18 protein-coding genes and 1 pseudogene are annotated in these 22,076 nt (G+C 59.4%); 13 read left to right on the forward strand and 6 right to left on the reverse strand.

All coding sequences use genetic code 11. From position 1 onward, the window contains the following. The first annotated feature begins 406 nt into the window (after window positions 1-406). From urtA to ureC, 11 genes are all read left to right on the forward strand, one after another. Window positions 407-1,672 (forward strand): urea ABC transporter substrate-binding protein, encoded by a 1,266-nt coding sequence (gene urtA, locus MEB48_RS28270; RefSeq protein ID WP_237887009.1) that lies wholly within the window; start codon window positions 407-409, stop codon window positions 1,670-1,672. Window positions 1,673-1,812: 140 nt separating this feature from the next. Then, window positions 1,813-3,315, forward strand: coding sequence for an urea ABC transporter permease subunit UrtB (urtB, locus tag MEB48_RS28275; RefSeq protein WP_237887010.1), 1,503 nt, complete (start codon window positions 1,813-1,815; stop codon window positions 3,313-3,315). Beyond that, window positions 3,315-4,394, forward strand: coding sequence for an urea ABC transporter permease subunit UrtC (gene urtC, locus MEB48_RS28280; RefSeq protein ID WP_237887011.1), 1,080 nt, complete (start codon window positions 3,315-3,317; stop codon window positions 4,392-4,394). Before urtB ends, urtC begins: the two co-directional genes overlap by 1 nt. After that, on the forward strand, window positions 4,391-5,260 hold the full coding sequence (gene urtD / locus MEB48_RS28285; protein ID WP_237887012.1) for an urea ABC transporter ATP-binding protein UrtD: 870 nt from the start codon (window positions 4,391-4,393) through the stop codon (window positions 5,258-5,260). The genes urtC and urtD overlap by 4 nt, the downstream gene beginning before the upstream one ends. A 194-nt stretch (window positions 5,261-5,454) precedes the next feature. Then, window positions 5,455-6,153: an urea ABC transporter ATP-binding subunit UrtE gene (urtE, locus tag MEB48_RS28290; protein ID WP_237887013.1), complete on the forward strand. Its 699-nt coding sequence runs from the start codon at window positions 5,455-5,457 to the stop codon at window positions 6,151-6,153. 30 nt (window positions 6,154-6,183) lie between these two features. Beyond that, window positions 6,184-7,023, forward strand: a complete 840-nt coding sequence (locus MEB48_RS28295; protein WP_237887014.1) for an urease accessory protein UreD — start codon at window positions 6,184-6,186, stop codon at window positions 7,021-7,023. 158 nt (window positions 7,024-7,181) lie between these two features. Beyond that, window positions 7,182-7,484, forward strand: a complete 303-nt coding sequence (gene ureA / locus MEB48_RS28305; RefSeq protein ID WP_042608931.1) for an urease subunit gamma — start codon at window positions 7,182-7,184, stop codon at window positions 7,482-7,484. A gap of 9 nt (window positions 7,485-7,493) precedes the next feature. Continuing rightward, the gene (locus MEB48_RS28310) at window positions 7,494-8,027 is read left to right on the forward strand and encodes a GNAT family N-acetyltransferase (RefSeq protein ID WP_237887015.1); all 534 of its coding nucleotides are present in this window, start codon (window positions 7,494-7,496) and stop codon (window positions 8,025-8,027) included. Between the two features lie 5 nt (window positions 8,028-8,032). Next, complete coding sequence (locus MEB48_RS28315; RefSeq protein ID WP_237887016.1) at window positions 8,033-8,566, forward strand: GNAT family N-acetyltransferase; 534 nt, start codon at window positions 8,033-8,035, stop codon at window positions 8,564-8,566. After that, a complete protein-coding gene (locus MEB48_RS28320) occupies window positions 8,566-8,874 on the forward strand; it encodes an urease subunit beta (protein ID WP_008011171.1) in 309 nt (102 codons plus the stop codon). Before MEB48_RS28315 ends, MEB48_RS28320 begins: the two co-directional genes overlap by 1 nt. A 187-nt stretch (window positions 8,875-9,061) precedes the next feature. Beyond that, complete coding sequence (ureC, locus tag MEB48_RS28325; RefSeq protein WP_237887017.1) at window positions 9,062-10,762, forward strand: urease subunit alpha; 1,701 nt, start codon at window positions 9,062-9,064, stop codon at window positions 10,760-10,762. 44 nt (window positions 10,763-10,806) lie between these two features. Here ureC and MEB48_RS28330 read toward each other — a convergent pair whose 3' ends face one another. From MEB48_RS28330 to MEB48_RS28340, 3 genes are all read right to left on the reverse strand, one after another. After that, window positions 10,807-15,813 carry an NEL domain-containing protein gene (locus MEB48_RS28330; protein ID WP_237887018.1) on the reverse strand — a complete coding sequence of 1,669 codons (5,007 nt, stop codon included), beginning with the start codon at window positions 15,811-15,813 and terminating at the stop codon, window positions 10,807-10,809. A 342-nt stretch (window positions 15,814-16,155) separates the two neighbouring features. Next, window positions 16,156-16,461: a chaperone modulator CbpM gene (locus MEB48_RS28335; protein ID WP_237887019.1), complete on the reverse strand. Its 306-nt coding sequence runs from the start codon at window positions 16,459-16,461 to the stop codon at window positions 16,156-16,158. A 24-nt stretch (window positions 16,462-16,485) separates the two neighbouring features. Next, on the reverse strand, window positions 16,486-17,433 hold the full coding sequence (locus MEB48_RS28340) for a DnaJ C-terminal domain-containing protein (RefSeq protein ID WP_237887020.1): 948 nt from the start codon (window positions 17,431-17,433) through the stop codon (window positions 16,486-16,488). A gap of 296 nt (window positions 17,434-17,729) precedes the next feature. Between MEB48_RS28340 and MEB48_RS28345 the strand changes: the two genes are divergently transcribed. Beyond that, window positions 17,730-19,004, forward strand: coding sequence for an Hsp70 family protein (locus MEB48_RS28345; protein ID WP_237887021.1), 1,275 nt, complete (start codon window positions 17,730-17,732; stop codon window positions 19,002-19,004). Between the two features lie 128 nt (window positions 19,005-19,132). On the opposite strand, the gene MEB48_RS28350 is transcribed toward MEB48_RS28345, so the two are convergent. The 3 genes and pseudogenes from MEB48_RS28350 to MEB48_RS28360 form a co-directional block, all read right to left on the reverse strand. Beyond that, window positions 19,133-20,146: an AI-2E family transporter gene (locus MEB48_RS28350; protein ID WP_008011163.1), complete on the reverse strand. Its 1,014-nt coding sequence runs from the start codon at window positions 20,144-20,146 to the stop codon at window positions 19,133-19,135. Window positions 20,147-20,312: 166 nt separating this feature from the next. After that, window positions 20,313-20,618, reverse strand: a complete 306-nt coding sequence (locus MEB48_RS28355) for a PsiF family protein (RefSeq protein ID WP_237887022.1) — start codon at window positions 20,616-20,618, stop codon at window positions 20,313-20,315. A 72-nt stretch (window positions 20,619-20,690) separates the two neighbouring features. Further along, window positions 20,691-20,855, reverse strand: a pseudogene (locus MEB48_RS28360) (helix-turn-helix domain-containing protein); the annotation flags it as partial. 86 nt (window positions 20,856-20,941) lie between these two features. On the opposite strand from MEB48_RS28360, the gene MEB48_RS28365 reads away from it, so the two are divergent. Next, complete coding sequence (locus MEB48_RS28365) at window positions 20,942-21,829, forward strand: DMT family transporter (RefSeq protein WP_237887023.1); 888 nt, start codon at window positions 20,942-20,944, stop codon at window positions 21,827-21,829. Window positions 21,830-22,076: the final 247 nt, after the last annotated feature.

Here is a 22,076-nt window from a genome sequence, read left to right on the forward strand (position 1 = left end):
AGGCGCGGGGCCACAGCCCCACTCAGACGCCGGATAGATGAAAGCAAGCCAAACACGCATCAAAAACAGTATTGCAGAAAAGGGGGTAACCATAGATGTGGGAGCGGGCTTGCTCGCGAAGGCGGTGATACATCCAACATCACGGCGACTGACACACCGCTTTCGCGAGCAAGCCCGCTCCCACAGTTGATCTGTGTTGCCTGCACTGCCTGCGCCCCAATGTGGCGCACCTCTTCGCACCAGTGCGCCAGTCGCGATCCTTCATGGTGCGCCGCCAAACCCGCGCAACCGCTCTAATACGACATTTCCTTGCCCTTCCCCGACCGGGCACAGCCCTTGCTAAAGACCCTTCAGTCGTCCGCATCTGCCAACCATAAAAAACGTTAACGTTCATGGAGATCGCACAATGAAGCGTCGCAGTTTGATCAAGGCTTTCACACTATCGGCAAGCATTGCCGCAATGGGCATGGCCTGGACGGTCCAGGCCGCCGAGACCATCAAGGTCGGTATTCTGCATTCGTTGTCCGGCACCATGGCGATCTCCGAAACTTCGCTCAAAGACATGGCGTTGATGACCATCGACGAAATCAACGCCAAGGGCGGCGTGAACGGCAAGATGCTCGAACCGGTGGTCGTCGACCCGGCGTCGAACTGGCCGTTGTTCGCCGAAAAGGGCCGGCAGTTGCTGACTCAGGACAAGGTGGCGGTGGTGTTCGGTTGCTGGACCTCGGTGTCGCGTAAATCGGTGCTGCCGGTGTTCGAAGAACTCAACGGCCTGCTGTTCTATCCGGTGCAATACGAAGGCGAAGAGATGTCGCCGAACGTGTTCTACACCGGCGCGGCTCCCAACCAGCAGGCGATTCCGGCGGTGGAATACCTGATGAGCGAAGAAGGCGGCAGCGCCAAGCGTTACTTCCTGCTCGGCACCGACTACGTCTACCCACGCACCACCAACAAGATTCTGCGTTCGTTCCTGCACTCCAAAGGTGTGGCGGACAAGGACATCGAAGAGGTCTACACCCCGTTCGGCCACAGCGACTATCAAACCATCGTGGCCAACATCAAAAAATTCTCCGCCGGTGGCAAGACGGCGGTCATCTCCACGGTCAACGGCGACTCCAACGTGCCGTTTTATAAAGAGCTGGCCAACCAGGGCCTGAAAGCCACCGACGTTCCGGTCGTGGCGTTCTCCGTGGGCGAAGAAGAACTGCGCGGCATCGACACCAAGCCGCTGGTGGGCAACCTCGCGGCGTGGAACTACTTCGAATCGGTCGAGAACCCGCAGAACAAGAAGTTCGTTGCCGACTGGAAGGCCTACGCCAAGAAGAAAAACCTGCCGGGCGCCGATAAAGCGGTGACCAACGACCCGATGGAAGCCACCTATGTCGGTATCCATATGTGGGCGCAAGCAGCCGAGAAAGCCAAGTCCATCGACGTCGACAAAGTCCGCGAAGCTTTGGCCGGCCAGACTTTTGCCGCGCCGTCCGGTTACACATTGACCATGGACAAGACCAACCACCACCTGCACAAACCAGTGATGATCGGCGAGATTCAGGCCGACGGTCAGTTCAACGTGGTGTGGCAGACCGAAGGGCCGATTCGCGCCCAGCCGTGGAGTCCGTTTATCTCGGGTAACGACAAGAAGCCGGACTATGCGGTGAAGAGCAACTGATTCACCCCGCTTAGGCTGATCGTTCCCACGCTCTGCGTGGGAATGCCTCAACGGACGCTCTGCGTCCGCTTTGGGACGCGGAGCGTCCCGGGCTGCATTCCCACGCGGAGCGTGGGAACGATCAATACAGGACACTCGCTATGCCCACCGCCCTTTACCGCTTGATCCTCGCCATCGCGCTGCTGTTACCGATGGCCACCCACGCCAGCAATGCCAAAGATTTCGTCGCGGCCAATCCCGTGCAACAAGCAAAACTTCTGCAAGACTGGGCCGCGCAGCCCGATCCGGTCCGTATCGAACTGATCAACGCCCTGCAACAAGGCGAATTGACCATCGATGGCCAACCGAAAACCCTGCGCCTGAATAACCGCCTGCGCGGTCTGATCGACACCGCTTTGGCCAGCCACCAATTGCTCGCCGCCGACGCCAAAATCCGACTGGCAGCTGCGCAGCAATTGCAGAAAAGCGCCAAACCCGCGCAGCTGAAATTCCTCGACCAGCAACTGGCTGGCGAAAAAAACGAAGCCGTCCACGCCGCCCTGAGCCTGGCGCTGGCCAATCTGCAACTGGTCGATACCGATCCGGCCGTGCGCCTTGCAGCCGTGCGCTTGCTCGGTGAAACCGGCGACCCATTGGCCCGCACCCGCCTCGAAGGCTTGCTCGAATCCGGCGTCGAAGCCGATGCCACTGTGCGCACCGCCGCCGAAACCAGTCTGGCTCAGGTCAAACGCAAACTGCTGATCGGCGAGCTGCTTGGGCAGGCCTTCAGCGGTATGTCCCTCGGCTCGATTCTGCTGCTGGCGGCCCTTGGATTGGCGATCACCTTCGGCCTGCTCGGCGTGATCAACATGGCCCACGGCGAGATGCTGATGCTCGGCGCTTACTCGACGTACGTGGTGCAGCTGATGTTCCAGCGTTTCGCTCCGCAAGCTATTGAGTTCTATCCGTTGATCGCCTTACCGGTAGCGTTTTTCGTCACCGCCGGGATCGGCATGGCGCTGGAGCGCACGGTGATTCGTCATCTCTACGGCCGCCCATTGGAAACCCTGCTGGCGACGTGGGGCATCAGCCTGATGCTGATTCAGTTGGTGCGCCTGGTGTTCGGCGCGCAGAACGTTGAAGTGGCCAACCCGGCGTGGTTGTCGGGCGGGATTCAGGTGCTGCCGAATTTGGTGCTGCCGTACAACCGCATCGTGATCATCGCGTTCGCCTTGTTTGTGGTGGTGCTGACCTGGCTGCTGCTGAACAAGACGCGCCTCGGTCTGAACGTGCGCGCCGTCACCCAGAACCGCAACATGGCCGCGTGCTGCGGCGTGCCGACCGGGCGCGTTGACATGCTCGCCTTCGGCCTCGGTTCCGGCATTGCTGGCCTTGGCGGTGTAACCCTCAGCCAGATCGGCAATGTCGGCCCGGATCTCGGCCAGAGTTACATCATCGACTCATTCCTGGTGGTGGTGCTCGGCGGTGTCGGCCAGTTGGCCGGTAGCGTATTGGCCGCCTTCGGCCTGGGCATCGCCAACAAAATCCTCGAGCCGCAGATCGGTGCGGTGCTGGGCAAAATCCTGATCCTCGCGCTGATCATTCTGTTCATCCAGAAACGTCCGCAAGGCCTCTTCGCACTGAAAGGACGGGTGATCGACTGATGAACCAGCCTCTGATGCTCACGGCCACACAAAAGGCCGGCCCCAAGGTCACGATTGCCGTCGGTGCATTGATTCTCATGCTGTTGCTGGCGTTGCCATTGCTGTCGTTGTTGCCGGCGGACAGCATCTTTCATGTCTCGGCTTATACGCTAACCCTGGTGGGCAAAATCCTTTGCTACGCCATCGTCGCCCTGGCCCTTGATCTGGTCTGGGGTTACGCCGGCCTGTTATCCCTCGGCCACGGTCTGTTCTTCGCTCTCGGCGGATATGCCATGGGCATGTACTTGATGCGCCAGGCTTCAGGCGATGGTCTGCCGGCGTTCATGACGTTCCTGTCGTGGACCGAACTGCCGTGGTACTGGACAGGCACCAGCAGCTTCCTCTGGGCCATGTGCCTGGTGGTATTGGCGCCGGGGCTGCTCGCATTGGTGTTCGGTTTCTTCGCCTTCCGTTCGCGGATCAAGGGCGTGTATTTCTCGATCATGACCCAGGCCCTGACCTTCGCCGGAATGCTGCTGTTTTTCCGCAACGAAACCGGATTTGGCGGCAACAACGGATTCACCAACTTCCGCACCATTCTCGGGTTTGGCATCACTGAACCGGGGACGCGTGCGGTGCTGTTTTTCGCCACGGTGGTATTGCTGGTGACGAGCCTGTTCATCGGTTGGCGGCTGGCGCAAAGCAAGTTCGGCCGCGTGCTGACCGCGTTGCGCGATGCGGAGAACCGTCTGATGTTCTGTGGCTACGACCCGCGCGGATTCAAGCTGTTTGTCTGGGTGTTGAGTGCGGTGCTGTGTGGCCTGGCCGGCGCGCTGTATGTGCCGCAAGTCGGGATTATCAACCCGAGTGAAATGTCGCCGACCAACTCCATCGAAGCGGCCGTTTGGGTAGCGCTGGGTGGTCGCGGCACACTGATCGGTCCGCTGCTCGGCGCGGGTGTGGTCAACGGGATGAAGAGCTGGTTCACCGTGGCGCTCCCGGAGTACTGGCTGTTCTTCCTCGGCGCGCTGTTCATCGTCGTGACGTTGTACTTGCCCAAAGGTGTGATCGGTCTGCTGAAAAAGAGAGGTGAACAATGAGAGTCACTGCAACGGCTGAATTCATGCTCGAACCGGCCTTTTTTCCAGTGGAGCCCAACAAGGACGCCGGCAGCAGCCGCGACGCTATCGGCCTCGGCCAGCGCGCCGCCCCCGGTCTGAACACCCGCCACGGCACCATCCTGACGCTGGAAGACATCAGCGTCAGCTTCGATGGTTTCAAGGCGCTGAACGATCTGAACCTGTACATCGGCGTCGGCGAATTGCGCTGCATCATCGGCCCCAACGGCGCGGGCAAAACCACGCTGATGGACGTGATCACTGGCAAGACCCGGCCCAGTCACGGCAAGGCCTGGTTCGGTGAAACCCTCGATTTGACGCAGATGAGCGAAGTGCAGATTGCCCAGGCCGGTATCGGTCGCAAGTTCCAGAAGCCGACGGTGTTCGAAGCCTTGAGCGTGTTCGAAAACCTGGAGCTGGCGCAGAAAACCGACAAGTCGGTGTGGGCCAGCTTGCGGGCTCGCTTGAGTGGCGAGCAGAAAGATCGCATCAGCGAGGTGCTGGAAACCATTCGCCTGACCGCCTCGGTCAATCGCCCGGCGGGTTTGTTGTCCCACGGACAAAAGCAGTTTCTGGAAATCGGCATGCTGCTGATGCAAGACCCGCAACTGCTGCTGCTCGACGAACCAGTGGCGGGCATGACCGACGCCGAAACCGAATTCACCGCCGAGCTGTTCAAAAGCCTGGCCGGTAAGCACTCGCTGATGGTGGTGGAACACGACATGGGCTTCGTCGGCTCGATCGCCGATCACGTCACCGTGTTGCACCAAGGCAGTGTGCTGGCCGAAGGGTCGCTGGAACAGGTTCAGGACAATGAACGGGTGATCGAGGTTTACCTCGGCCGCTGAATCCTATGTGCATGATCGTTTGATCGTTCCCACGCTCTGCGTGGGAACGCCGCTTGGGACGCTCCGCGTTCCGCTGACAATGCAGGGCTCAAGTCCTGCGCACGGGTGACGCGGAGCGTCACGGGATGCATTCCCACGCAGAGCGTGGGAACGATCACATCAGGGTTCTGTGTGGAACAGAAGGAATTTTGAACATGCTGCAAGTCGACAAGTTGCACCAGTACTACGGCGGTAGCCACATCCTGCGAGGCCTGACGTTTGAGGTGAAGGTCGGCGAAGTTACTTGCCTGCTCGGGCGCAACGGTGTGGGCAAGACCACCCTGCTCAAATGCCTGATGGGTTTGCTGCCGGCCAAAGAAGGCGCGGTGAACTGGGAAGGCAAACCGATCACCACATTCAAGCCGCACCAACGGGTGCAGGCCGGCATCGCTTACGTGCCTCAGGGCCGGGAAATCTTCGGCCGCCTGACCGTGGAAGAAAATCTGCTGATGGGCCTGTCACGGTTTCCCGGTTCTGAAGCGAAGGAAGTCCCGGCGTTCATCTACGAGCTATTCCCGGTACTGCTGCAAATGAAGCAACGGCGTGGCGGTGACTTGTCCGGTGGTCAGCAACAGCAACTGGCGATCGGCAGAGCACTGGCCAGCCGTCCACGGCTGCTGATTCTCGACGAACCCACCGAAGGTATTCAGCCGTCGGTGATCAAGGAAATCGGCGCGGTGATCAAAAAACTCGCGGCGCGTGGCGACATGGCGATTTTGCTGGTGGAGCAGTTCTACGATTTCGCCGCCGAACTGGCCGATCAGTACCTGGTGATGTCCCGGGGCGAGATCGTGCAGCAGGGTCGCGGCGAAAATATGGAAGCCGAAGGTGTCCGTGGACTGGTTACGATCTAACCTGCAGCCTCCTGACGATAATTAGACGATATGAATTTACCTGCCCCCATCACGCTGTTCACCCCAAGCTGGCATGCCGAGCTGGAACTCGGCTACGCCCGTTTTGGCGACAGCACACGCCCGGTGCAGCGTCGCCACAAAGGTCCGTTGCGGGTACAAAAGCATTTGTATGCCGAAGGCCCCGAGGTGTGTCAGCACATCATCGTCCACCCGCCGGGCGGGATTGCCGGTGGTGATCGGCTGGACATCTCGGCCAACGTCGGCACGCACGCCTGGGCGCAAATCACCAGCCCCGGCGCCGCCAAGTGGTATCGCGCGGCCGGGCCGGCTTATCAGAAACTCGACCTGCGCGTGGCCGCCGGTGCTACGTTGGAATGGCTGCCGCAAGAGACGATCATCTTCAGCGACGCTCAGGCGGAACTCAGCACCAGCATTGACCTTGAGGGCAATGCGCGGCTGTTCTACTGGGACGTGGTGGCGCTGGGCCGCCCGGCCAGTGGCGAGCGCTTTGACCTCGGGCATTTTCAGGCGCACCTGGATATTCGCCGCGACGGCCAGTTGCTCTGGCACGAACGCCAGCGCATTGTCGGGAATGATGGTTTGCTGGATTCGCCGATCGGGCTGGATGGCCAACCGGTGTTTGCGACGTTGCTGGTGACCGGAGAGATCGATAGCGATTTACTGGAGCGTTGCCGCTCGCGGCCCAATGAGGTGCGTGGAGATCTGACGCAATTACCGGGGCTTTTGGTCGCCCGATGCCTGGCCAGTGAAGCGCTGTTGGCCCGTGGTTGGCTGATCGATTTGTGGCGGATATTGCGCCCGGCGCTATTGGGCCGCGAGGCCATGCCACCGCGAATCTGGAGTACCTGAAATGCGATTCAATGTGGGAGCGGGCTTGCTCGCGAAGGCGGTGGGTCAGTCAGCATCATTGTCGAATGACACACCGCTTTCGCGAGCAAGCCCGCTCCCACAGGTCATTTATTCACAAATCCGCATACCTTTTTATCTGCCCAGATGGATTCCAAACGATGGACCTGACCCCACGCGAAAAAGACAAGTTGTTGATCTTCACTGCCGGCCTCGTGGCCGAGCGGCGTTTGGCTCGCGGCGTGAAACTCAATTACCCGGAGGCCATGGCCTATATTTCCGCGGCGCTGCTCGAAGGCGCGCGTGATGGCCAGACCGTGGCCGAGCTGATGCATTACGGCACCACCCTGCTCAGCCGCGAACAAGTGATGGAAGGCATTGCGGAAATGATCCCGGAGATCCAGGTCGAGGCGACGTTTCCCGACGGCACCAAACTGGTCACCGTCCACCAACCGATCGTCTGAGGCCGCGCCATGACTTACCACATCCGCGATGCGTCGCTCGCCGACCTGCCAGCGATCCGCGACATCTACAACGACGCCGTGCTCCACACCACGGCGATCTGGAACGAACAGGCCGTGGACCTGGGCAACCGCCAGGCCTGGTTCAGCGCCCGGCAAGACCAGGGCTATCCGATCCTGGTAATCGTCGACGGCGACAACAGCGTACTCGGCTACGCTTCATTCGGTGACTGGCGCCCGTTCGATGGGTTCCGCCACACGGTCGAGCACTCGGTGTACGTACGCAACGACCAGCGTGGCAACGGCCTCGGCCCGCAACTGATGGAAGCGCTGATCGGACGCGCCAAAGGCTGCAACAAACACGTGATGGTCGCCGCCATCGAAAGCGGTAACGGCGCCTCGATTCGGCTGCACGACCGTACCGGTTTCGTCGTCACCGGCCAAATGCCACAGGTGGGTACCAAGTTCGGCCGCTGGCTGGACCTGACCTTCATGCAACTGATCCTCGACCCGGGCGCAATGCCATCCGGTCCCCACAAGGAGTGATACCCATGAACGCCGCCCAACTGCGCCGCGTCAATGTTGAAAGCTTTGCGCACTATCGTCAGGGTTTGATTGATTTGCTGCTCGATGCCGTCGGCTATGGCGCCAGTGTCGGGTTCATGGCGGATCTGGATGCGACCCAGGCCCGAGCTTATTTCGATGATGTCCAGGAGAACCTGAACAAAGGCAACGTGCTGCTCTGGGTGGTGGTCAAGGACGAACAGGTGCAGGCCAGTGTGCAACTGACGCTGTGCCAGAAAGCCAATGGGCTGAATCGCGCCGAAGTGCAGAAACTACTGGTGCGTGAACACGCCCGCCGTCGCGGGCTGGGCCAACAGATGATGCATGCCGTTGAGCTCGCCGCCCGCCAGCACAAGCGCGGCATGCTCTACCTCGACACCGAGGCCGGCTCCCCCGCCGAAGACTTCTACAAGGCGATGGGCTACACCCGCGCTGGCGAAATCCCCGACTACGCCTGCGACCCGAACGGCCTCTACAAACCGACCGCCCTTTACTACAAGATTCTCCAAGGAGCCCATTGATGATTCCCGGTGAATACCAGATCCAGCCCGGCGACATCGAACTCAACGTCGGCCGCCGCACCCTCAGCCTGAAGGTGGCCAACAGCGGTGACCGGCCGATCCAGGTCGGCTCGCACTATCACTTCTTCGAAACCAACGACGCCCTGACCTTCGACCGCGCCGCCAGCCGCGGCATGCGCCTGAACATCCCCGCCGGCACCGCCGTGCGCTTCGAACCGGGGCAGAGCCGCGAGGTCGAGTTGGTGGACCTGGCCGGGCATCGCCGGGTGTTCGGCTTTGCCGGGCGGATCATGGGCGACCTCGACTGACTGATCGTTCCCACGCTCTGCGTGGGAATGCATCCCGTGACGCTCCGCGTCACATAACAGCGGACGCAGAGCGTCCATGGCGGCATTCCCACGCAGAGCGTGGGGACGATCATGTAGGAGCGAGGCTTGCCCGCGATAGCGAGCTATGCGAGCGGTCTCAAACACAATTGAATCCCAAGGCAAGCGCATGAAAATCTCAAGACAAGCCTACGCCGACATGTTCGGCCCCACCGTCGGTGACAAGGTCCGTCTGGCCGATACCGAGCTGTGGATCGAAGTGGAACAGGACTTCACCACCTACGGCGAAGAAGTGAAATTCGGCGGCGGCAAAGTCATTCGCGATGGCCAGGGCCAAAGCCAGTTACTGGCCGCGGAAGTGGTCGACACGCTGATCACCAACGCGCTGATCATCGACCACTGGGGCATCGTCAAAGCCGACGTCGGCCTCAAGGACGGGCGTATCGCCGCGATCGGCAAGGCCGGCAACCCGGACATCCAGCCCAACGTCACCATCGCGGTCGGCGCCAGCACTGAAGTGATCGCCGGTGAAGGCATGATCCTCACCGCCGGCGGCATCGACACCCACATCCACTTCATCTGCCCGCAGCAGATCGAAGAGGCGCTGATGAGTGGCGTCACCACCATGATCGGCGGCGGCACCGGGCCGGCCACCGGTACCAACGCCACCACTTGCACCTCCGGTCCATGGCACCTGGCGCGCATGCTCCAGGCCGCCGATGCCTTCCCGATGAACATCGGCTTCACCGGCAAGGGCAACGCCAGCCTGCCGGAGCCGTTGATCGAGCAGGTAAAGGCCGGCGCCATTGGCCTGAAGTTGCACGAAGACTGGGGCACCACGCCAGCGAGCATCGACAACTGCCTGAACGTCGCCGATCAGTACGACGTGCAGGTGGCAATCCATACCGACACCCTCAACGAATCGGGCTTCGTCGAAACCACCCTCGCCGCCTTCAAGGGCCGCACCATCCATACCTACCACACTGAAGGCGCCGGTGGCGGCCATGCCCCGGACATCATCAAGGCCTGCGGTTTCGCCAACGTGCTGCCGAGTTCGACCAACCCGACCCGGCCGTTCACCCGCAATACCATCGACGAACACCTCGACATGCTGATGGTCTGCCACCACCTGGACCCGAGCATTGCCGAAGACGTGGCCTTCGCCGAAAGCCGTATCCGCCGCGAGACGATTGCAGCCGAAGACATCCTCCACGACCTTGGCGCCTTCTCGATGATCAGCTCCGACAGCCAGGCCATGGGCCGCGTCGGTGAAGTCATCACGCGCACCTGGCAGACCGCCGACAAAATGAAAAAGCAGCGTGGCCCGCTGCCCGCTGATGGCGAAGGTAACGACAACTTCCGCGCCAAACGCTACATCGCCAAATACACCATCAACCCGGCGATCACCCACGGCATCAGCCATGAAGTGGGCTCGGTCGAAGTGGGTAAATGGGCCGATCTGGTGCTCTGGCGCCCGGCGTTTTTCGGGGTCAAACCGACGTTGATTCTCAAGGGCGGTGCCATTGCAGCCAGCCTGATGGGCGACGCCAACGCTTCGATCCCGACACCGCAACCGGTGCATTACCGACCGATGTTCGCCAGTTACGGCGGCTCGCTGCACGCCACCAGCCTGACCTTCATCAGCCAGGCGGCGCAGGAGGCGGGGCTGCCAGAAGCCTTGGGCCTGAAGAAGAAAATCGCCGTGGTCAAAGGTTGTCGCGACGTGCAGAAAACCGACCTGATCCACAACGATTACCTGCCAGAGATCGACGTCGATCCTCAAACTTATCAGGTCAAGGCCGACGGCGTATTGCTGTGGTGTGAGCCGGCGGAAACCTTGCCAATGGCCCAGCGCTACTTCCTGTTCTGAGCAATGAAAGAAGCCCCGGACGCCGAGCGCTCGGGGCTTGCAGGTCAACTGCCTATTTTGGTGTTCACCTTGTCCAGTCTGGCTCGGTTCAGAGCCTGTCGGGTCAAGGTTCTTTCGAGATCCTTGATGGCCTGGAACACCTCTTCATCTTCAGCGTTTTCCAGCCTTAGCTTGAGGGCATCGAATTCCTGACGATAGGTTGTTTCCATGAAGGTTTGCCAGATCGGTTGCTCAAGAATCCGCTCGGTCAGCAAGTCGCCTTCTTCCAGAGCCAACACACGTTGACAAGCCGCCTCGATCATCTCCTTGGTCACCTTGGAAATAGTCCGAAACTGCATGCCCCGCGCTTGCCATGGCAGATCCAGGCGCTCCGCCAGATCCGTCATGTAGGCCAGATGCACCTCGACTTCATCGATGGTTCCACCGTCCGTTCCGGGGCGATAAAAGGTTTCTCCGGCCCGCAAGCGCTCAGCGACACGCTCGCGGGCAATCCTTCCCAGTTCGTCCAGACGCGCCTTGCCCCTCGCCAGTTGCAGCAACTCGGCTTCCACCAGCCCCGGATTGGCCAATGAACGGGCCTCGTGCACTAATACTTCGACGCCCATGGCATTGAACAACTGAGTGCCGCCATCGACACAGTTGGTGGTGCTGGTCGCCTCGGCAAACAGTTTTTCCCGCAGCTCGGTTCTTTCGGCCATGGCCTCAAGCATGCGCCACACTTTGGTGGTGAGTTCGATACGATAAGTTTTGTCGTCGGCCTTGAAATCATAGGATTCGGTCAGTCGCCGGATTTCATTGAAAAACGGCAGCGAGCCATACTCGTCTTCGACGTTGTCCCAGATTTCCTGTTTCGCATTCCACTCTGCATTGCTCAGTCCTTCTCCCCATTCGGAACTGTCGAGCACGCCGCGAGGCGGATAGGCTCGATCAGGGTCCAGGCCCAGCGACTCGATGTACATGCGCATCCGCTCAAGATTCTGTGGCGAAATCCAGTCCGGATCGCGAGTAAATAATGTGCGCGCCAGCAACTCCGCACGGAAGGAACCGGGCGCCACTTCGGGAATGTGCGTGAGCCTGTTGAACTCAAGGTTCAGATAAATGCTGCGCGGGCGATTGCGGTCAAGGTAACCCGTAGGCCAGGTATTGAGCTGGCCATGGTCAAGGGTAATCGCCTGCAAGTTGGGCATACGACTGACATCAGGCGGCAAGCGCAATGGATTGTTATTCAGGCGCAACAGGCGCAAGCGGGTCAGTCCTCTGAGGTGGGCGGTCCCCTCGCTGTCCAGGGAGATGTTGTTATCGTTGAGCAGCAGATGAGTCAGCCGGCGCATGTTGCCGATCTCTTGAGGAAACACGGTCAAACCGTTTTGCGTCATTTTCAATTGCCGCAATTGCCGAAATGGCCGCAGGAATCGGACATGCTCATCACGCAGTCGTACATTGTTCAGGCTGAGTTCGGTGACATGATCAAAATTGGCTGCCAGTTCAGGCATCGTCGCCAAATGCCTGTCCAGAGGAAAACCATCCAGGTTCAATGCTTGCGGCGCCACGATGCCGGGTGCCTCAACGCCCGGCGGCCCGGTGCGCTGCCAGCAGCGACGGAGTTTCACGTAGATATCGTTTCTGGATTTCCACGCCGAGATGCCATCGGCCCTAGAAAGCCAGGATGGGGCCGGTTGATTGACCCAACGCTGCATTGATTCATTCAGGCGGTTGAACTCGATTTCCAGCGTAGTCAGTCGCTGGTCGGCCAAGTCACCCAATTCGTTCAGTAACGCTTGTACCTGACTGTCATCCAGGTCTGGATAGAGTGATCTTGTGCGAATTCGCGAAAGATCCGTGTCTTGTGGGTACATCCTGTAAGCGCGCATTCCGCCACGCAAACGCATGATCTGCGGGTCGTAAGCGGGCTTGCGTATCGGGTGATCGAGCAGGGTTTTCGAGAACGTGTCGTGTGACAGCGGCGCTTGTTTGACGGCCTGACGCAGCTGCGCTCCCTGCAGGTGGCCACCCTCATGGTCGAAAGTTTCATAGTGCCCGTCTTCGCGCATGACCAACACTTTGCGCACCGAGGCATCGACCGGACCCACGCTGTCATGCAGTGCACCGGTGAACGAAAAATCACGGACGTCGAGGCGCATGTCCTTTGGCCATTTCGACCAGTTTTCCAGGGTATGCAGCACCAGCCGGCCTGTGTCGGCATTGCTCAATTCGTCCAGATAAAGCCCTTCATAGGCGCGACTCAAACGCAGGCCGAACACAGACTTGCGCGCCATTTCACGCAAGCACAACGGGATCCGTCTGTCGTGGGTCAATTTCAACAACCCGGCTTCAGTGGCATCGTCCAGCAGGGCTTGCGCGGCGGCGTTCGACAGGTCCGGAAAATCCCGCTTCAGCAGGTTTATCCGCGCATCGCTGGTGGTTTCCCGGGCCTCGTACAACGTATCGAACAGTATTTTTTTGCTGTCTTGTGCCTGGCGGGCAATGCGCTTTTGCAGCTCGGCAATACGCGCCGAGCGTTCTTTAGGAACTTCACTGCCGAACCAGTCCTGCAATTGCGCCTCGCTGAGGGTATCAACCACGCGTGTCGGCAGGCGGCCTTCGCAAACATCCGACCGGGAAATGTTGAGGGTATTTTCAGGCGTAGCCTCAGTTGCACCGAAACTCAGTGATGGTCGGCCCGAAGCGGCATCAGCTTCCAGCACCAGAGCCCTGGATTCCGGCCAGCCATGTAATGCAGTCACAAACCCCGTCACTTTCTCCGACAGTTCCTGCGGTACTTGACCATTCAGGATTTGCGCACTGAGCTTGTCGGCGTCCGCGTAAGCCTTGAAGCGCTTCAGCGTGTCCATGAGCAAGGGCGCCGACGGCTCATTTTCGACATGCATACGACGTAGTACGCCTTCGTCGACACCGCTGACATGCCGTACCTGCTCCAGCACTTCGTCACTGATCCCCTCCACTGACGGACCGAGGCGCCGCAACAGCTTGCCCTTGTCCCATTCCATCGGTTTTTCGAATTCCGTGCGCCAGGCGCCAGCACCGTTGTGCTCAATGTTCGGCTGATAGGCATCCGGCCGTTTGGGATGTTGCAGTCGAGGCTGTCCGGTGAGTGGATCCTCCTGGAGTACGAATTGCTTGCCCTCGAGCGACAGCACTTTGCGCCCGTCATGCTCGATGACGCCAAGCTCATCGGGCGTTGCGGCTTCGGGCAGCGTCAGGCGGTGCTCATAAGGCGCATGATCGGGTTTGATCAGCCGCGTTTTTCCGCCGGGCAGTTCCACCGGTTTAAGGCTGTCGATCAGGGGTGATGGTCTGATCGGCGTGGGGCCTTTGGGCAGCACGTGCCCCATGAACATCAGGGCCAGTTGCGCACCGTTGATCAAGACACTGTTGATGTGCGCCGCGCCCTCTTCGACGTCACCCTTGCTCCAGTCTTCGATGCCCTCGACCAGCTCCGTCATTAATTGCGCGGCCATCAGGCCCAGCATGGCCGGCCCCAGCACCGGCACCAGCATTGCGCCAAAGTTGAACAGGTTCCAGGCGATGTCCAGATAGCCGCTCAGGCGTTTCCAGCGTGCGTTGGCGTCTTCGTCATCGGTCGGCACCGCGATCAATCGGGCATCGGCGATGGCTTTGTCGCGGCGCTCACGAAACAGGCGGTCCCACAGCTCGTCACTGATCAGATGAGTGACAGGTTGCGCATCAGGGTTTTCCACCGCCGTTTCTCGCCACCATGGCCCCATGTCCAGCGGTTCGCGCTGTTGCCAGGTGATGGTTTTGAGCCGTTCATTGACCCGGCTGAAAAAAATCGCCTTGTCTTTCTGTGCGACAAAACGACTGAAAAATTCCTGGTAGTCACTTTCACGCAGTTGGCCAATCAGCGTTTTCATGAAGTCGGTGAGCGAGGCATATTCCTTCAGCGGATGATCCGGGTCATCCGGTACCCAGGCGATCAGAGGCCCGCTCAGCCGATTCTGACGGTAGATTTCATCCTTGCGCAGCATCTCTTCCATCACGCCTTTCGGGCCGTTGGCGAAAAAAGCCTTGAGCAGGCGAAAGGTATCGAAGCCATTGGGTAAGGAGGACGTTGCCCGTTGGGAGAAATCAAGCCATTGATTACGCGCATCGGGCATCAGGCCATCAATGGCCTTTTTGACCGCCATAGGTTCGGCCACCGCACTGAACAGCACAACGCTGGTCATCCGGCAGCCCATTAGCGACAAACGATGACTGTGCAGCGGATGGCCATGCCACAGAATGTCAGACTTGCCGTCGATCAATTCGCCGATCGTTGCGTAACCGTGCAGGCCGATATCACCCTTCAGATACGCCGTCATCGACGCCAGTTTGAGGGCCGCTTTGTCACTGGCGATCGAACGCTCCTTGAGCAGGCGAGCGGCATCGGCATCTGCGGGAGTGAGCAATGACTTGATGTGGGTCTGGTATTGCCCGCCTATGTCGAGGCGCCGGCACAACGTCGCCCATTTTTGCGGGGTGATGACCTTGTTCTCGTGCAGGTCGCCACGAAAGTCCTTGCGTAACACCGCGGAGCCGTTGCGAAACGCATCATCACCGGTTTCATCCTCTTCGAAGTTGTGCAGCGCCGCTTCGAGCAGTGTGGAGTGACGGAGGGTACTGACCTGGTTATCAATGAAACCGGCGATTTTGTTCGGCACATACAGACGCAATTGCAGGTCGTTCGGATTGCCATGCTCGTTGAAGTTGGAGAGCAACAGGGTTTTGAGCAACGGCTCGGCAAAAGCCTTGATGTCGTGCTGCAAATCGCCGAGCAATTCGTCCAGCCGCCCTTGCAGGCGCCAGCGCTCGTCGATGAGTTGCTTGAGATAGGCGCGATCCGCCGGTCGGGCTTTCAGATACCAGTCAGGGAACGTCGGCTGTATATCCACCGCCGTCAGGAGCCTGGCCCGTGGTGCTTCGGTAATCGCCTTGGGGATCAACGGTTTTATCCGTTGGTGATGAACGCCGTTGTCTTCCTTTGTTGCCGGGCTTGACGACCCTGTTGGATTGCTTCCTTGCAATTCAGGCATGTCTTGAACACCTTCAAACCATTGATTGGAGCCCTATGGTCATGCGCTTGTCCCGTGAACAAAAGCGCAAATAATCGTTGGTTGAATGTACAAAAACAGCCTTGGGCATTCGAAAATCCAGGTGCCGAAAATATCTATTTACCGCATCACACAACCACGAATGTGCCTGCTTTTATCGGCGGTGGTACTCACCAGAACGGGGTGAGGCAGGGGGATCGCGTTATCGTTCATCGCGAGCAAGCTCGCTCCTACAATGAATCATGCTGTTCACAAATCCTGTGTTCACAGCAATCACCTGCTCGCGAAAGCAACCTGACAGCCAATACAAAAACACCAAAACACTTACTCGATCACCAACCGCCCCAACCGCTGCTTGAGCATTCGATTTTCCGCCCGCAACTGCTGGACCTCTTCAAGCAGGTCCAGCGCCAGGGCGACGCCTTCCCATTCCAGCTCCAGATCGCGCCGCAGCTTGGCGGCGCGTTTGGCCAGCGTCAGTTCATAATCGGTGAAACGCCAATCCTTGGGCTGAGTTCCCTGCGGTTCGAGGATGCCGTGTTCGACGATCTCGATCACGTGCACGTCCGACAGTTCGGTCGCCTCGCAAAATTCTGCCAGGTCCAGTAGAACGATCACGGGGTCGCTCATGATTGGCTACTCCTTATGTCTGAATCAAAAATTCTCTCGCGGATCGAAAGCGGCTTTTTTCGCCAGTTCTTCCCACAATTCTTTGACGTCATGGTCGAGTTTTTTCGGCATCACTGCCTTGAGCTGCACGAACAGGTAGCCACGATGACCCGCCTTGTGCAGCAGACCATGGCCCTTGGCGCGCATGCGTTGGCCATTCTGGCTGCCGGCCGGAACCTTGAGATTGATCCTGCCGGTCAGGGTCGGCACAGCGACTTCGGTCCCCAGCGCCAGCTCCCACGGGGCCAGCGGCAAGGTGATGATCAGGTTCTCGCCTTCGACGTCGAATTTGGGGTGCGGCGCAAAACGGATGGTCAGGTACAGGTCGCCATTGGCCCCGCCACCGATGCCCGGCGCGCCCTGGCCCTTGAGGCGGATGCGTTCGCCGTCGGTCACGCCGGCGGGGATTTTCACGTTCAGGCTTTTGCTGGTGTTGCTGACATGCTGGCCGGCAGCGTTGTAATGCGGCACCTGGAAGCTGACTTTCTTCGATTCGGTCGAGAGGGTTTCTTCCAGAAAAACCGGTAATTCCATTTCCACGTCTTGCCCTCGACGCCCGGCACTTCGACCTGACCGCCCACCACCATCGAAACCCGGACCACGGTTGCCGAAAATCGAACTGAAGAAGTCCGAGAAATCGCCCGTGTCCTGACCACCACCACCGAAACCACCGCGGCTCTGCCAACCCGGCGGGCCCTGAAAGGGCTGACCGTGGTGGCCGTATTTGCGCAAGTCGTCGTATTCGGCGCGCTTGTCGGCGCTTTTCAGCGCTTCATAGGCTTCCGACGCATCCTTGAACTTGGACTCGGCGTCCTTTTCCTTGCTGACATCGGGGTGGTATTTGCGCGCCAGCTTTCGATAGGCGGCCTTGATCGCCTTATCGTCCGCGGTCGGCTCCACGCCGAGTATCTTGTAATAGTCTTTGAAGTCCATCGAGGGAATCACCATCCATTATCGAAATCGCGCCGCTCGGCCCAGCCTGCTCATGTTTGCAGCATCTGGATTGACCGATCTCAAAGTTGTGACCGGGCAGCGCATCAGAAGTTTATCGGCAGCAGGGCGCGGTTCTTGCAGTCGCCCCAAGGTACCAAAGCCTGTGCAGGGAAGTTTGGGGGTGATAGGGCATCTTTCAAGCGCTGATCACTGCAATTTAACGGATAGTCGGCCTTCGAATCTGCGCCGCACTGGCATACACTGCGCGGCCGTTTTTTAACCGGAACTTGAAAGACATGAAAAACGCATCTCCAGCCCGTGCCTGTGGTATCGACTTCGGCACGTCCAACTCCACTGTCGGCTGGCTGCGTCCCGGCATGGAAACGCTGATCGCGCTGGAGGACGACAAGATCACCCTGCCCTCGGTGGTCTTCTTCAATATGGAAGAACGCCGCCCGGTGTACGGCCGACTGGCGCTGCACGAGTACCTGGAAGGCTACGAAGGCCGGCTGATGCGCTCGCTCAAGAGCCTGCTGGGTTCCAAACTGATCAAGCACGACACCAGCGTCCTTGGTACGGCGATGCCGTTCAAGGACCTGCTCGGGCTGTTCATCAGCCAGCTCAAGAGCCGTGCCGAAGCTGCCGCCGGTCGAGAATTCGAAGAGGTGGTGCTGGGCCGTCCGGTGTTCTTTGTCGACGATGATCCGATGGCCGACAAGGAAGCTGAAGATACTTTGGCGGATGTGGCCCGCAAGATCGGTTTCAAGGAAGTCTCGTTCCAGTTCGAACCGATTGCCGCAGCGTTCGACTATGAGTCGACCATCGAAACGGAAGAGCTTGTCCTGATTGTGGACATCGGCGGTGGTACGTCGGACTTCTCTCTGGTGCGCCTGTCGCCTGAGCGCCGCAACCATGACAACCGTCACGACGACATCCTCGCCACCGGCGGTGTGCACATCGGCGGGACCGATTTCGACAAGCAGCTTAGCCTGCAAGGCCTGATGCCGCTGTTCGGCTACGGCAGCCGGATGAAAAGTGGCGCCTACATGCCCACCAGCCATCACATGAACCTGGCGACCTGGCACACCATCAACTCGGTGTACTCACAGAAGTCGAGCCTGGCCCTGGGCAGCATGCGCTACGACATCGAAGACACCGGCGGCATCGATCGCCTGTTCAAGCTGATCGAGCAGCGCGCCGGGCATTGGCTGGCCATGGAAGTGGAAGAAACCAAGATCCAGTTGACCCACACCGACAGCCGCCATGTGCCGCTGGATCGTATCGAGCCGGGGTTGAGCGTGGAACTGAGCCGGGCACTGTTTGAATCGGCCATCGACAACCTGCTGGAGCGGGTGCGCAACAGCGTGACCCAGTTGCTGAACGACGCCAACGTGCGGGTCGATCAGGTGAACACGGTGTTCTTCACCGGTGGTTCGAGCGGGATTCCGGCGCTGCGCAACAGCGTCTCGGCGATGTTGCCGAATGCGCGGCATGTGGAAGGGAACATCTTCGGCAGCATCGGCAGTGGTTTGGCGATCGAGGCGGCCAAGCGTTACGGCCCGATGGATTGACCTGATTGATCGTTCCCACGCTCTGCGTGGGAATGCCGCCATTGACGCTCTGCGTCTGCTGTTGAGGCTGTGACGCGGAGCGTCACGGGATGCATTCCCACGCAGAGCGTGGGAACGATCGGGCGGGGTTACACCATCCCCACCTGCTTCAACTCACTCTTCAGATACGCGTAATAAATCGGCCCCGCCACCACCCCCGGCAGGCCGAACGCGGCTTCGAACACCAGCATTGCCAGCAACAACTCCCACGACTTGGCACTGATCTGCCCGCCGACGATGCGCGCGTTGAGGAAGTATTCGAGTTTGTGGATAACAATCAGGTAACCCAACGCCGCCACCGCCACCCAGATCGACAACGACAAGCCGACGATGGTGATCAAGGTGTTCGACATCAGGTTGCCGATCACCGGCAACAAGCCGAGCAGGAAGGTCAGCACGATCAGGGTTTTGGTCAGCGGCAACTTGATCCCGAACATCGGCAGGACCACCGCGAGGAAAATCCCGGTGAAGAAGGTGTTGAGCAGGGAAATCTTGATCTGGGCAAAAACGATGTTGCGAAACGCCTGGACCAACAGGTGCAAACGGTCGAACAGCGCCGCGGCCAAGGGCTTGCGCTTGGTCACGTCCGGCGCTCGCTGCAATGCGATGATCGCCCCCAGCACCATGCCGATCAGCAGCGTCACGAACATGTGCGCCGCGTCCTTGCCCACCAGTTGCAAGTCACTGAGATGCTTGCTCATCCACTCGCCGATGGCCACGCGAAACTCAGCGGCACTGGCCGGCAAATAAGCGTCGATGAACGGCGGCAACTGCCCGCGCGCGCGGTCGACCACGACCATGAATTTATCGAGAGAAGCGCCAGGGTTTTCCGCCTCGTGCAGCAGAAAACTGATCGCACCGGCAAAGATCAGCGCCAGCACGCTGACCACCAATGTCCCCAGCAACGCCACCGCCAACCAGCGCGCACGGCGGCCTTCGATCAGCCGCTGCAATTGCGGCGTGAGCATGTTGACCAGTTCGAACACCAACAACCCGGCCAGCAGGCTGGGCAGCAATCGCAGAGGTAGCACCAACAGCAAACCACCAAAAATGATGACCCAGCTGATGAACAACAAGACCTGACGCTGAGAAAACGCTGACATACAGCCTCAAAACGAACGACGTAAAAGGATTGGCAGTCTGCCAGCGTTCCGGCGCCGAAGCGAGCACACACGAACCTGTGGGAGCGAGCCTGCTCGCGATAGCATCACCGCGGTCCTCCGTGATATTGAGTCGCCTGCATCGCGAGCAGGCTCGCTCCCACAATGCTTATTTTTTCTTCAGGCATTCGCTCATGAAGGTTTGGCGCGCATCACCCGTGAGGGCCTGGGTGGCAGCGGTCGCGTTGCAGGTCTTCATCTTTTCTTGTTGAGGGGTCAGGGGCTTGGCGGCATCGGCGGCCGGCGCGGCTTTGAGGCAGGTGCTCATGAAGGCTTTGCGCTCGTCGCCCTTGAGGCTTTTTGCGGTAGCGTCAGCATTGCAGGTAGTCATTTTATTCTGCTGGGCAGTGGCGGCGAAACCTTGGGAGCAGAGCAGCAAACCGACCATCAACAATGGGGCACGCAACATCTTCATGGAGTCTTCTCCTTGTTACCGCACCGATGGATGCGGCCTTGTTTCGGAGTGTAGACAAAGCCTGTTACACGTTCACCTGCTATCGAGGTGGCTGCGTCGATATTGCTCAGGTGTGCACCCGGCCTGACGCTGAAACATCGCGATGAATGCCGAGCCGGTGCTGTAGCCCATGTCGAAGGCGATTTCCTGAATGCTGCGCTGGCTGTCCAGCGCCTCGATCGCCGCCAGAAACCGCAATCAGAGGCAAATTGTCTGGATCGCAGTATAGGCATTGATACAGACAAGCGGATAATCACCCTTCATTAACGTTCTGGTTTTTCCCGATGCAATACGCTTATCCCCTGCTGGCCATTTTCATTTGGGCCGGCAACACCGTGATCAACAAACTCGCGGTCGGCGCGATCTTTCCCGCCGAAATCGGCTTCTACCGCTGGTTGCTGGCCGCAATCCTGTTCACGCCTTTCATGCTTAAACCGGTGATCGCCCACTGGCCGTTGATCCGCCCGAACCTGGGCAGGATTTTCATCCTCGGCGTGCTCGGTATGGCGGTTTATCAAAGCCTGGCCTACTTCGCCGCGACGCTGACCTCAGCCACCAACATGGGGATCATTCTGTCGCTGATGCCGTTGATGTCGCTGGCCATGGCGATTGTCAGCCTCGGCCAACGCCTGACCGCCGGCGCACTGGCCGGCGCGGTGTTGTCGTTTGCGGGAGTCTTGGTGGTGGTGTCGTCCGGCAGCCTTGCCGCGTTGCTGGAGCACGGGGTGAACCTGGGTGACGCGATGATGCTGATCGCCACGCTGGCGTATGCGATTTACAGCACCCTACTGAAAAAGTGGCAGCTACGTTTGCCGCCGCTGGTGTTGTTGTATTTGCAGGTGTTGGTCGCGGTGGTGGTGCTGTTTCCGCTGTTTCTCGCCTCACCGAAAATCGGCCCGACCCTGCAGAACATTCCGCTGGTGCTCTACGCCTGCCTGCTGGCCTCGATGCTTGCGCCGTTGGCGTGGATGCAGGCCGTGGTGCGTCTGGGGCCGAGCCGGACCACGCTGTTTTTCAATTTGCTGCCGTTGATTACGGCGCTGATTGCGGCGGTGGTGCTGCATGAGCAGTTGGCGCTGTATCACCTGGTGGGTGGGGTGTTGACGTTGGGTGGGGTGATTCTTTCCGAGCGCTGGACGACGGTGCTGGGCCGTAAGGTGAGTGTTGTCTGATCTGACGCTTTCGCGAGCAAGCCCGCTCCCACATTATTTGATCGGCGTTGCCTGTCTAAACGCGGTCAACTGTGGAGCGGGCTTGCTCGCGAAGAACGATGACACGGTCTGACAGCTAAACCCCGGCCCCCTGCGATTGCCCACTAAGCTTTCGCAGGGGGCCTATCGGAGACCGTTGCCATGAAAGTAGCTATTGCCGCCATCGACCTGGGAAAACACACCTTTCATCTGCATGCACAAGATGATC

The sequence above is a fragment of the Pseudomonas sp. PGPR40 genome (assembly GCF_022014505.1).
In the GTDB taxonomy this organism is placed as follows: domain Bacteria; phylum Pseudomonadota; class Gammaproteobacteria; order Pseudomonadales; family Pseudomonadaceae; genus Aquipseudomonas.